The following is a 12,298-nucleotide window of genomic DNA, read 5'->3' as shown; positions in this document are numbered from 1 at the left end:
ATCTTGCGTCATCTTTATTGTCGCTTGGTGCAACGACATCCGGCACTGAAATAGTCCACATTGCCTTTCGCCTGAGGCGAACACGACACCGTGCCAAGCCGCTATCGTTGAGGCACAACTTGTGACACGGGGTGCCCTGCGGGGCTGAGAACACACCCGTCGAACCTGATCTAGTTAGAACTAGCGAAGGGATGTCGTGCATGTCGCGTACGCCACCAAACTTTTTGACCGCCACTCAAGACGCGCTCGAGGCGGTGAGATCGACGTCGCCGCTCGTGCAGTGCATCACCAATAGCGTGGTGGTGGGCTTCACCGCTAATGCGTTGCTGGCGGTTGGAGCAGCGCCGGCCATGGTGGATATCCCGGAAGAAGCCGGCATGTTTGCCGGGGTAGCCTCCGGAGTGCTGATCAATCTCGGTACCTGTCGCGAAGAGCAGCGCGCTGCGGCTCTCGAAGCGGCTCCCGCGGCTAACGCTGCCGGAACGCCGTGGGTGCTCGACCCGGTCGCCATAGGGGCTCTGCCGGTGCGCACACCACTCGCGTATCGCCTGCGTGACCTCGGGCCCTCCATCGTGCGGGGCAACGCCTCAGAGATTCTGGCGCTCGCCGAATTGGGCACGGGAGGTCGAGGCGTCGACAGCACAAGCACCGTGGATGCCGCGCTCACCGCCGCGCAGATGCTCGCGCGGGTGACCGGCGGCGCCGTCGCGGTATCGGGAGCGACGGACATGGTGACCGATGGCGTGAGTGTCGTGAGGCTCTCTAACGGGCATCCGGTGCTGACGAAGGTGACGGGCGGTGGCTGTGCGCTTGGCGCGATCATGGCGGCGTTTGCGGCGGTGACTCCGGATGCGCTGACTGCTGCTGTGGCGGCAACGAGCGTGTACACGGTAGCGGCCGACCTCGCTGCGGAGCGTTCGGCACTGCCGGGAAGCTTTGCGGTAGCGCTGTTGGATGCCCTGAGCGAAGTTTCGGTGGACGATATTGCAGAACGGGCGGTCATCGCATGAGTGGCTTCCGAGAGAGTTTCGACCTTTCCACTTACTTAGTGACAGATTCGGCTCAGGCGAAAGCTGCCGGGCATGACCTCGTTGATCTCGTGTACGAGGCTGTGGCCGGGGGAGTGACGATCGTGCAGCTGCGCGAGAAGGACATGCCCGCCCGCGACTTCCTTGATCTGGTGCTGCGGGTGTCAACGGCGGTGGCACTGAAGGTGCCCGTGCTCGTCAATGACCGAGTCGATGTCTATCTCGCTGCGCGCGAGATGGGTGCTCGGGTTGCTGGGGTGCATGTCGGGCAGGGCGATCTGCCCGCAGCGTCGGTGCGGGCGCTCGTAGGCCCGGGGGCGATTGTGGGTCTGAGCGCATCGACTGACGACCAACTGTACGACGCCAGTGTGGGGTCGGCGGGTGTCGACTATGTCGGCATCGGGGCCTTGCATCCCACGACGACAAAGAAGGACGCTCCCGATGCTCTCGGGCACGATCGCATGGCCGAGCTCATTGCGGCGAGTAAGCGACCGACCGTGGCGATCGGTGGGGTGGGGCCGAATGACCTCGCGCTGCTGCGTGCGGGCGGTGCAGACGGTGCTGCAGTGGTGTCTGCCATCTGTGGTGCGGCTGATCCGCGAGAGGCGGCTCGCGCGCTCGCCGCAGCGTGGGCTGGCGTACCAGCGGCCGAAGACGAAGGAGAAGACGCATGAGCGGGGCACGGAGCGGGCTACGGGGCCAGGCACGGAGCGAAAGCGGTAGCGGTAGCGGTCTGCGGGTTCCTCGCGTTCTGAGTATTGCTGGCAGCGATCCTTCGGGTGGTGCGGGTATCCAGGCCGATCTGAAGTCGATCGCAGCCAACGGTGGCTACGGGATGGCGGCCATCACGGCTCTGACGGCGCAGAACACGCAGGGGGTGCGCGGAGTGCATGTGCCGCCCGCTGAGTTCTTGCGCGAGCAACTGGATGCGGTGAGCGACGATGTAGCAATCGATGCCGTGAAGATCGGCATGCTCGGCACCGTTGAGGTGGTCGGTGTCGTGCGGGCGTGGCTTGAGGCTGTGCGGCCTCCGTTGATCGTGCTTGACCCGGTCATGGTCGCCACGAGTGGTGACCGGCTGCTGGATGCCGAAGCCGAGCAGGCGCTGCGCGACCTAGTGCGGCTGTGTGACCTTGTTACGCCGAATATCCCTGAGCTCGCGATCATCGCCGCGGAACCCGCCGCTGAGACGTGGCCCGAGGTGCTGGAGCAGGCGGCGCGAGTCTCTGCCTCCTACGGGGTGCGCGTACTCGCTAAGGGCGGACACCTGAGTGGGGCCGAGGCTCCGGATGCGCTGGTGGATGCTCGCTTGGGGAATGCTGCTGTCGTGACTGAGTTTGACGGCATCCGCATAGAGACCAACAACACCCACGGAACCGGATGTTCGCTGTCGAGTGCGCTCGCGACCCGGATTGCGGCCGGCGGTGAGTGGGCGGCCGCTGTGGGGGAGTCGAAGCGCTGGTTGAGCGAGAGCATCCGTGCCGGTGCGGCGCTGCAGGTGGGTGAGGGGCGTGGTCCGGTTAGTCACTTTGCGGGGTTGTGGGAGCGCGGCGGCCTAGAGACGGCGTTGACCGCTGCTGAGGTGCGCGAGCAGTGGTGGGCGGAGATCGCTTCTGTGCGCGCGCAGATCGACGATGGTGACTTTGTGCGGGCGCTGGGGGATGGTTCCCTCGAGCGGGGTGATTTCGTCTGGTACCTGGCTCAGGATGCGCTCTACCTGCGCGATTACGCGCGGGCGCTCGCCGAAGCTGCCCGGCTGGCACCCACGGCGGCGGAGCAAGCGTTCTGGGCATCGAGTGCTGAGGGCTGCATCGTGACGGAACTGCAATTGCACGAGTCGTGGTCGGTGGCCGGTGCGCTGTTCGCGGCTACGCCCAGTGCGATAACGACGGGGTACCTGAATCATCTACTGGCGACGGCAGCCCGTGGTGACTACGCGGTCCTTGCCGCAGCCCTGTTGCCGTGCTTCTGGGTCTACCACGACGTCGGGTCGCGACTGCACCCGCTGGCGCACCCTGAGCACCCCTATGCCGACTGGCTCACCACGTATGCCGATGACGCATTCACGGATGCCACAGAGCAGGCCATCACGATAGTGACGGCGCTCGCCGCAGACGCGACCCCTCCGGTTCGGGATGCAATGCTCACCGCTTTCGTGGCCTCCACGGAGCATGAACGCGAGTTCTTCGCCGCCGCGCACGGCATCTCGTCTCACTGATTTGGCCGGAGTTGCCGTTTTGGCGCAAAACTGAACATCGGCGCTCAGATTTCGCGGTAAGCTATTCGAGTTGTCGCGGGCTGTAGCGCAGCTTGGTAGCGCACCTGACTGGGGGTCAGGGGGTCGCAGGTTCAAATCCTGTCAGCCCGACAATGTGCCCCGGATTTCTCACGAAGTCCGGGGCTTTTTCTATGGAGCGTTTGGGTTCAGAACCCCGATCCAACGTTTTCCCAACACTTTGAACTCCGGAGCATCGATAGCCCATTTAATTAGTGCGATGTGTGGGCTCTGATCTGCGAGATGTCTTACTCTCTCGGTTCATAAGGAATGTGGTTGTAGTCGTCCGACGAGCGCGGTCTTATCAACGGTTACTTCGATGCACGCGGCCGTGGTGCGGGGTGGATTTCTATAACTCGACCTCGTCCACGGAATTGCGGTAGCCATTCGATCAGCGACGCATCGGCGCGTACATCGAGCGGATGCCGGGTTTGTCCTTTTTCAATTGACGAAGGAATGAAGTCGCGGCAGAAACGCCAACGTCTCGGCCACACGCGCTGGCTGTGGAATGGCGCACTGCCCGCAACAAAAGTGCCGGCGCAATGGGCGAGCACTCGATCGTTATTTGGCCCCACAGGGTCTATTGCAGCAAGCGTCGCCTTCGGGTCCCTGGTGTGAAGAGCATAGAGACTGACAAACTTTGTGCAGCGGTGTCCCTGCACTTCGCGAAGCCGACGCACCGTCGTGGCGTTGGATCGAGTTGTACAGAGTCGGCGGTACTTGCGTCGTGCAGCACGAGCGCGATCAGCGTCTGGAGGCCGCTACACCGTTTCGTGCCCGCCTGCGGGGAGCCGGGTACCCGCCTTCACCTCGCCGAGAATATGAACAACGCGTTCGATGAAAGCGTCGGCGATTCTCTCGTCGGTGTTGGTCCATGTGAGGCCGAGCGGTTCGATAGTGGAATCCTTGTAGGTGAGTCCACGTCGGTCGTAGACGAAGATCATCGGGCGGGTCGGGTCAGCTGAGAATTTGAGTTCGACCGACCAGTCTGCTGCTGGGAAATGATAAGCATTCCACGTCTCCTCTTTACCGCCGCCGTGCGCTTGCCATCCTGTCTCTAGTGCTAGTGCTTCGAGACGATCGGTGATTAGGGGTTCAAGGCGTTTCCTCCGATCTCGTATAAGACGGCCGATGCTGCTCCTCGCTTCCTCGAAGGCGGTGATCGCTCCTCTGTGTTCTTCGAGAACGTCCCGCCATTCATCGAGTCGCTGTGCTTGATCTTCAAGGTCTGTCATTTCCGTCTTCCCGTGTCGGGCTTCGATGAACTGCTGTAAGAGTTCGAGGCTGCGGCGCTGGTCCCGATCCCCGGGGCTCATCAGGAACTCGACCAACTCTGGTGCGCTCTTGATCTCAGCGCTCAACTCGGCGTATGTGATAGCGCTGGATAGGTAGTTCTTCTGCACCGGGTCGGGGTGATCTCGCGCCTCGGGCGCGAGTACCGCCACGATTACGGTGTCGAATCCTTTGTTGCGGGCGTATTCGGCATACTTCCTCAGCGGGTTATCGAGGACGTGGCCGATCTTATTCTCCAGCACAAGCGCAATGCCCGAATCCCTGTTCGACGCAAACACGTCGATGAAGTCGACCTGAGTAGCAACCTCCCACGCGTCAGAGCCTTCCGCGTCTTGCGCGATTAGATGCTTACTGGTTCGACCATTAAGACCTATGCTCGGTGCTCCATCGAGGAGGCGAAGGAGGGCGTCTATGACAAGGGTGCCGAGGCCATGGCGCTCTGTCGGGTCGAGGAAGAACTGAAGGGTCATGTCGACACGGGTCTCCCGCCATCCCTCACGGAGGATGTCGTACACATTCACTGGCCGCTCGACAATTCCTGCTGGTCGCAAGGAAACCTCAAGGAACGATAGGTCAAGCGTCATGATGCCCACAGTAGTGGACGCGCTTTGGGGGCTACTTGCCGATGGAATGCACTGCCTGCTCATTTAACGGCCCGCAAGCGCGGCAACTCAACTAGTTATATTTGGGCGGCGCCAATAGATTGTTCCCCATGTCCTCATATTTGGCTATGTTGCGATCGACTCGCGTTGGCGTTGCTGCCGCTGCGCTCCTAACAACGCTGCTGCTTGCGGCTTGCACTGGGGGATCGGGCGCCTACGAGGAGCCAGAGCTAGCTGATGTGCCCGCCGTCCTTGACCCGGTTCAAGCGTGCAAAATGCTCATCGCGGCCCCAAGAGGTCTCGCGCAACAGAAAGCGGCCGACATCGGTTGTGTTGAGGTTGGCGACAACGTTTGGGAATATCAGGGAAACGAAGCGCCAGTGGTCCCCGAACCTGTGGCGGAAAGCCAGCCAGGTGGCGGCATTGCGTGGAATGAAGCTGTCGCGCACGCCGGGACAACTCAACGCGTTTGCGGACCGTTGGCTGGCGGTGGAAATTCCTATGATGACGTATTCCTGAATCTCGGTCGCGACTATCCGGACCCCGCTCGCTTCCAAATCGTGGTGTGGGATATCGGTTCGTTAGACCCAATCGCAGGCGGACTGACTCTATGCACTTCAGGTCCCATCACGCTTCATGAAGGTGTAGCTCAGATCGAACTGTACGACCCCAGTTCTATCGAGATCTACGAGTAGAGACGACTAGTTGAGGTGCAACAGCCCTGCCGCCCCATGATCGAATCGCGCCGTCTGCGTCTTTGGATAGTCCGCGAGATGCGTGTCGGTGAGAGGCACCGAGTTGCGGGCCGTAGCCACGCCTCTTTCAACGGGTGTATCGCTAGCGCTATTGTGTTCGAACGGTCGTAATATACGGCCGCGCAAGCAATACTCGAACAACCGCACTCTGAGCAGGCGGTTGCGACCTAAGGAAAACCATGGAGCCGCTGCTCTTTCGTGCCATAAGTGAGTCGTTCGGAACAGACGCCTCTATCTCCGTGGCGTCGCCTCATGTCGAAACCTCAGCGTTTGGGGCAGCGGCACAGCGAGCTAAGTATGACAAAGCAGCGATGGGCAATGCGGGGACTGGTCGGCCGATCCCGATGATCAATGGCGCGCCTAAGGACCGCGCTATACGTGCCCTAATTGGCGGGGGATCTAAGGACAACGGAGGCGGTGGAATAGCTCAAGGCGACAAGAATCTTCACAGAACTGGAGTTCGCGCCGAAGTGGGGGCCGATATCGCGATCGGCCTAGTCGCGGCGGCGCTTGAGAAGGGTTTAGATATCGGAGTCCGATACGTTGCATTGCGAATTCAGGACCGCAAAACTCGATGCGACGGCCAGCCCTTGACCGAACCTGAACTTAACGCTTCGCAGTAGAGTCATTCGACGGTGCGCCCGAAAGCCACGGAAACTGCCGTAGCAGCCGAATAAACGTCCAGAAGAAGCAGGTGTCATCTCATGAGTACCGTTCAGGCGCACATCAGCAGCATCGACGGGGCAGTTTGCAACAACATCGACGCGCTGGGTGATGACCGCGGCCTTCTATCTCAGAACATGCTCTTGCAGCTGCGAAATCTGGTTGAGGGTGTCGCGGTTCTAGCGCATACGAACGCCCCAGACACCGAGCACGATTATGGTGCGATCACAGCCGCACTCTTACACATCAAATCACACGGCAAGCTCGCCTTCTTGAACCGCTTCTACACGCTGCTCCAGCCGAGCACCTCGCACTACACCTTCGATGGCGATAGTTCTGAACGTTTAATGCTGAAGTACTACGAGTATCTCTTGCGCGTCCGTGCATTCCTCAGTGACGCGTTCGGCGTTGAGGTGTTAGCGAATTTGGAGTCATTTCCGGTTGACCTCGATCCGTCGCTTCGGGAATATCACGAGAAGATCGCAGCGCGAATCGTAGCTGTGCGTGAGCTTCCAGAAGTCGGAGATTCGTCCTCTAGGTATTACGTCCTAAAAACGCGTCCGTTCTTCGTGAACGGTCGGATCTACTACGAAGTGACCTTCACGAACCCAATCGACCGAAATAACAAGTTCGATCGCGTTATTGCTTTCACTGATCAGGATGTCGGCGACAAGTACGCCGCGTACTTGACACTTCGCGCTGATTCGATCGACGTGCTCGGGCAAACTATGCCCGTCACGTTGATCCGCAACTGGGCTGTTTCCATCCGTCCGTGTGAGCTTGAGAACTTCGGGCGTCTCGTCGGCCCGCATAGGAGTGTCAGTTCTAGTGGGCCGGAGTACCGGGCCCTTATGAAATACCTCACGTCAACAGAGTCGAACTTAGCGGATCTCATGGATCTGTCCGATCGGCGCTACGAGCGTGTAAAAGCCAAGATAACCGAGCGCGCCCGAGAACCCAGAATCTTCCCCACATTGGACAAAGCTCGCGAGATCATCAGAGAGAGGCGGCACGGCTACGTAGTACTGCGCTACCTATTGCTCCAGCTGAGGAACGTCGTAATTCGGCAGCAATACAACTCCGATGGATGCGCGCGTCTGTCAGGGCTCAATCTGCAGTGGGGCTGCATCCCGTTCGATCAGATGCCGTTTTGCACCTCGCCCCTTGGGCACAACCCGCGATTCAAGGATGTCATGGAAGCGATCGGCTCGACCGATCGAGCCCATGAGCTTCTAGCCCGTCGAGTAAGGAACAATGTTGATCGCTTCGGGATGCTCTATACGCCAATAGCTGACCTCGAAGCATTCGGCGACGTGCCTGCGTTGATTGAGCAACACAACGACGCCCTTTACAGAAACCCACGACACCAAGCGAGGACGCTCGAAGTGGATCGAGGTCATGTCTTCATTCGCGGCTACGAGAACGAGATTGTAGAGATTGTAGAGAAGGTGCAGGCTAGCACCGCCACCGGCGTGGGCGGATGGGCGAGCGCTATCGACCAATGGCTTGATGAGCGTCCCCAGCTGATCGATGACCCAAGTAAAATCGGGGCCCTGCGGTCACTTTTTGGAGAATCGCGGGTCGCGCTCATTTATGGGGCAGCCGGAACCGGTAAGACGACGATGGTAAACTACATCGCAAATTACTTCAACGAGTCGCCGACTCTCTTTCTAGCGAATACCCATCCGGCAGTCGACAATCTTCGTCGTCGAGTGCAGTCACAGCACGCAGAGTTCCGGACGATTGCAAGCCATAACTGGCGGAACCAGTCCGACCCTGAGTTCGAAGTCGTTGTCATCGACGAGTGCAGCACAGTCAGCAACGAAGCCCTACTGAAGATCCTTCAAGGTACCCGGTTCAAGTTGCTCGTGCTTGTTGGCGACGTTTACCAGATTGAGTCGATTCAGTTTGGCAATTGGTTCGGGATGATGCGATCCTTCGTGCCTCAAACTTCGGTCTTCGAACTCGAAACTCCTTACCGCACAACCAACACAGCTCTGCTCGGACTCTGGCAGAAGGTCCGTGACGTTGAAGGCGACATCACGGAGGCCATGACTCGGGGCGGCTACTCCACTGTTTTGGACGAGACCTTGTTCGAGCCGCAGCGCGAAGATGAGATCATCCTGTGCTTGAACTACGACGGGCTTTACGGGATCAACAACATCAATCGGTTCCTGCAGAGTAGTAACCCGAATGCCTCAGTCGAATGGGGCCCGGCCACCTACAAGATCGGCGACCCGGTTGTCTTCAACGACAGTGAGCGCTTTAAGCCGCTCATCTATAACAACCTCAAAGGTGTAATTGTTGATATCGATCGAGTACCCGGCCGGATACGGTTCGAGATCGACCTCGCGCGAGATGTGACTGAGCTTTCGGTATGGGGCACTGACCTCACCTGGGTGAGGGACTCGATCGTTGCATTTGACGTCTTCGAATTGGCGAATAGCGACGACAACGATGCGGCGCTGAACACCTCAATCCCCTTCCAAGTCGCCTACGCCGTTTCCATTCATAGAGCCCAGGGCCTTGAGTACGAATCGGTTAAGGTGGTCGTCACCGACGCCAACGAAGACGACATCTCACACAACATTTTTTACACCGCGTTGACGCGAGCCCGGCAGAAACTTCAGGTGTTCTGGACCCCCGAGACTCAGCAATCAGTAATCGAAAAGTTGGAGCGCAAGTCGAGCTCGAAGGACGTTGCACTCCTGTCGGGAAGGCGTGGCTTATCGCCTGTCACCCGCTAGGGCGGCACTTACTCCTAGATATCTATTCCACCCGGACGTGCTGAGAACGCTCGGACAGTGACCTCGCGCCATTGTTGTTGCTTCGACGTAAATTTTGGTGAATTGATCAGTACCGCGACTTGTTCCATGCGACGATCAACGCATTGTGAAGAAGAAATATCCTGCGGGCGCTGAACGCAACAGGGGAAGCCTTCCGGTAGATAAAGTCAGTGCGTTCGATGTGGTTTCCATGCCGTGTGCGGATTCCAATTGCGCCCACCTCAAATAGCTGCCGGAGGAGACGCTTTGTTTCAGCTTCGCTGAGTTCGCCCTGAAGGTCTTGTTGGATTTCGTGCAGCGTAAACTCGGCAGACGTTACTGCTTTGAGTGCCTCAAAGAAGGCTTGAGTCTTTTGTTGACGGCCGACCTGATCAGTCAAAATTCCTGCGAGGTTGTTTCGGATCTCGCCGACAAAATACTGTTCAGCGTAATTCTGAACTGCTGCGACGGCAGTGGTCTCCGAGACAGCCGCCGATCCGGGGTGGAGTTCTTGCAGCTGGATTAGAAGTGCGATCAGGTCTCGGGGGAGCAGACGGGTGTAGGCCAAGAAGTAGTCTGGAATCCGGGTATAAGGTCCTTGGCCGATATCTGTTTTTAGATACACGTCTGTAAACGACTTCAGTTGCGGTTGCGAGACCTTCGCCTTCAAATTAACTAGAGCCCAGAGCTTGCTGTCCGCCCCGACACCCGAGGGGCTCCAGTCTAGATAGACGGCGTGTGTCTTCAGCTTGTTCGAATCGGTACTCTCCAAGGCTTCGAACGCCTCGGTCCTGACAGCTGCAACGACGGTCACCGGAAGGTGAATGGATGCGAGAAAGCGATTGACTGACTCCACGGCGTGGACGAGTCCTGCCAGCGATGCCCACTCGTCGTTTGTCTCCAGGAAGAAAGAGTCGAGACCGTCGATGCAAATTACGTGTCGACTACCGGTTCTAACCGTTTCGAGCGCAGCGCGCAAAACCGCTGCGATTTCGAGAGGCCCGGTTGAATCGCTGTCGATATTCACGCCAAATGGTCCAAAGGAGAAATTGAAAGTTGCCTTGTTGCTGGACCATTTGGCTACGCTGAGCTTCCAATCATCGACAATCAATCCAGCTTGCTTAAGCTCGCGAAGGAGGGAATAAAAGTCGGACGAGCCGTCTAACCCGTTGTCCCGCGCCAAGGATTGCATGACACGTAGTAGCAACAAGAATTCCCAAGCAGACTGGGTTCTAGAGGAACCTGCGAGCTGACCCGTTTGAATCTGCGTAACATCGGCGACAGGAAACCCGCGGAGATCCCAAGGTACAAAGAAACGATCATCGCGATCTTCCCACTTGAGCCGCACGTGCTCGAAGACGGCAGACTTGCCAGCGCCTTTAGGTCCAAGAATGTACCAGGCAATTCCGCTACTCATTTTGTAGACCGACTCGCGATAGTCCAGATAGCCCTGCAACAAGAGCTCCGGATCATGACTGGCTTCGTCGGTCGCATCTGTTCGCCCGAAATCGATGGTGCGAAGTGCCGGAGGTTTCGAGTATTTTTCAGCCATGCTTCGGATTCTAGGGGATTCAGTTAATCCAGCGGCAGGTATCCGCTAGCGTTCGAGCGAACTGACGTCATTCTTATTCGGGCGCCGTTGGGAGGACACCCTCGATGAATTCGGTCCAGTCGTTTGAATCTTCTGCCCCGTTTGCACCGCCTCGATAGACGCTCAGCCAAGAGTCCGACGCTCCATCTTCCGCGTTCCAACCGAACGCACGCTCAACTTCCAGAAGCGTCAACTCATTTTCAAAAGTAACGACAAGCACTCTCGGCTTGGTTTCTCTTTCTGCAAACTCTCCGCGCAGCAGATCGTTGACGGGGGTGTCTTTGAAGGAGTACCCAATTATCAGCCAATGATCAGCATCTTGTAGTCCCGTACCAAATAGCTCGTATGCGAGAGAGAAAGGAAATTCCGAAACCTGTATCGACTTGTCTTTTTGGTTTGCGAGGACGATCGCCGGTCGCAGGGCCGTTGCATTCTTGCGGACTGCTTCCCATTGATCTGGTAGGCGGAGATATTCTGCGTCGAGCTTTGCGAAGATCGTTCGCTCACGATTGCCCCAATAGGTCAACGAGCCGTGAAGATGTAGAAGTCGAATGCGTCGGTCATCCGGCCAATCGGAGGCAGTCGTGCGGAGTGCGAGATAACGTTTTGTTGTCCCATCGTCCTCCTCGATCGACACTCTTCGCCATCCGCTGGCCATATCTGCGAGGATGTCTTGCGAAGTGGCAATCAGGGCAGAAAGCAGCAGTGTGTCGTAGTTAAGATTCCCAAATACGACGCGCCCTTTGAACGTCGAAACAATCTGAGTGACCAATCTGTGAAGTTTTTCAGCTCCGGCCCAATCGCCGTAGCTTCGCGAAGAAATCACTTGGAGTACGTGGCTTATGCCTGAGTCTCGAACTTCTTCGGCGAAATCTGCCACGCGTTGAATCGAATCCTTCAATTTCTCGTCTTGCGGAGAAACCAACTGTGCGAGGCGTTGGAGGTAGCCCATGGTGCGGCCCTCGGCACCGAAAGCTCCGACGAGGACCTCGAAGTCGCTATCGCTGGAAGCGCCGGATGGGAGCGCTCGTTCTGCAATCTCTTTCATAGCGGCCACTACGTCGGACCCGTCGTTGGATTCCGCGCTAATCCGAGTCGTCATCTCCTCAGTTATTACGCGAAGATTCAAATCGGGATTGAACGCTATGGATAGTCCATTTCCAACCAGCACTGCCAAGTTGTGACCCGTCACTTCGCCTATTTCTCCCCACGCCCTCGATGGGCAATGATTTTCGCTCAGTTCTTGCGAACAGTCTACGGTGTGGTGGGTCACCAAATAGCGCCGCCGCCTCCTCGATTCCGTAACGTGCGAGTTTGATTCGGCTG

8 protein-coding genes, 1 tRNA gene and 1 riboswitch are annotated in these 12,298 nt (G+C 58.1%); of the genes, 6 read left to right on the top strand and 3 right to left on the bottom strand.

From position 1 onward, the window contains the following. Nucleotides 1-117 precede the first annotated feature (117 nt). Nucleotides 118-209, top strand: a riboswitch (TPP riboswitch). The 4 genes from thiM (at nucleotide 201) to I6E73_RS09810 (ending at nucleotide 3,396) form a co-directional block, all read left to right on the top strand. Beyond that, nucleotides 201-1,010, top strand: coding sequence for a hydroxyethylthiazole kinase (gene thiM, locus I6E73_RS09825; protein WP_197124948.1), 810 nt, complete (start codon nucleotides 201-203; stop codon nucleotides 1,008-1,010). Its footprint overlaps the riboswitch before it by 9 nt. Nucleotides 1,011-1,048: 38 nt before the next feature. Then, nucleotides 1,049-1,702: a thiamine phosphate synthase gene (thiE, locus tag I6E73_RS09820; RefSeq protein WP_307784279.1), complete on the top strand. Its 654-nt coding sequence runs from the start codon at nucleotides 1,049-1,051 to the stop codon at nucleotides 1,700-1,702. Further along, nucleotides 1,699-3,246 (top strand): bifunctional hydroxymethylpyrimidine kinase/phosphomethylpyrimidine kinase, encoded by a 1,548-nt coding sequence (locus I6E73_RS09815; protein WP_197124944.1) that lies wholly within the window; start codon nucleotides 1,699-1,701, stop codon nucleotides 3,244-3,246. Before thiE ends, I6E73_RS09815 begins: the two co-directional genes overlap by 4 nt. 76 nt (nucleotides 3,247-3,322) lie before the next feature. Then, nucleotides 3,323-3,396 (top strand) — tRNA-Pro (locus I6E73_RS09810). 668 nt (nucleotides 3,397-4,064) lie between these two features. Here I6E73_RS09810 and I6E73_RS09805 read toward each other — a convergent pair. Then, nucleotides 4,065-5,180, bottom strand: a complete 1,116-nt coding sequence (locus I6E73_RS09805; RefSeq protein WP_197124942.1) for a PD-(D/E)XK nuclease family protein — start codon at nucleotides 5,178-5,180, stop codon at nucleotides 4,065-4,067. A 293-nt stretch (nucleotides 5,181-5,473) separates the two neighbouring features. On the opposite strand from I6E73_RS09805, the gene I6E73_RS09800 reads away from it, so the two are divergent. Together I6E73_RS09800 and I6E73_RS09795 are read left to right on the top strand one after the other, a co-directional pair. Next, complete coding sequence (locus I6E73_RS09800) at nucleotides 5,474-5,893, top strand: hypothetical protein (RefSeq protein ID WP_197124940.1); 420 nt, start codon at nucleotides 5,474-5,476, stop codon at nucleotides 5,891-5,893. Between the two features lie 995 nt (nucleotides 5,894-6,888). Continuing rightward, entirely contained in the window at nucleotides 6,889-9,363 is a 2,475-nt protein-coding gene (locus I6E73_RS09795) for an ATP-dependent RecD-like DNA helicase (protein ID WP_231600621.1), read from the top strand. 106 nt (nucleotides 9,364-9,469) lie between these two features. Here the strand turns inward: I6E73_RS09795 and I6E73_RS09790 are convergent, their stop codons facing one another. Both I6E73_RS09790 and I6E73_RS09785 read right to left on the bottom strand, forming a co-directional pair. Further along, nucleotides 9,470-10,933, bottom strand: a complete 1,464-nt coding sequence (locus I6E73_RS09790) for a P-loop ATPase, Sll1717 family (RefSeq protein WP_197124936.1) — start codon at nucleotides 10,931-10,933, stop codon at nucleotides 9,470-9,472. A 73-nt stretch (nucleotides 10,934-11,006) separates the two neighbouring features. After that, nucleotides 11,007-12,020 (bottom strand): SIR2 family protein, encoded by a 1,014-nt coding sequence (locus tag I6E73_RS09785; protein WP_197124934.1) that lies wholly within the window; start codon nucleotides 12,018-12,020, stop codon nucleotides 11,007-11,009. Nucleotides 12,021-12,298 lie beyond the last annotated feature (278 nt).

The organism is Salinibacterium sp. SWN248, from assembly GCF_015864575.1.
Lineage (GTDB): Bacteria > Actinomycetota > Actinomycetes > Actinomycetales > Microbacteriaceae > Rhodoglobus.
Note: the sequence above shows the minus strand (reverse complement) of the source record. Positions and strands in the feature narration are given on the sequence as shown.

Coding starts and splice junctions, on each gene's coding strand:
- I6E73_RS09805 (WP_197124942.1), bottom strand. CDS start 5,180: ATGACGCTTGACCTATCGTTCCTTGAGGTTTCCTTGCGACCAGCAGGA.
- I6E73_RS09800 (WP_197124940.1), top strand. CDS start 5,474: ATGCTCATCGCGGCCCCAAGAGGTCTCGCGCAACAGAAAGCGGCCGAC.
- thiM (WP_197124948.1), top strand. CDS start 201: ATGTCGCGTACGCCACCAAACTTTTTGACCGCCACTCAAGACGCGCTC.
- I6E73_RS09785 (WP_197124934.1), bottom strand. CDS start 12,020: ATGAAAGAGATTGCAGAACGAGCGCTCCCATCCGGCGCTTCCAGCGAT.
- I6E73_RS09790 (WP_197124936.1), bottom strand. CDS start 10,933: ATGGCTGAAAAATACTCGAAACCTCCGGCACTTCGCACCATCGATTTC.
- I6E73_RS09815 (WP_197124944.1), top strand. CDS start 1,699: ATGAGCGGGGCACGGAGCGGGCTACGGGGCCAGGCACGGAGCGAAAGC.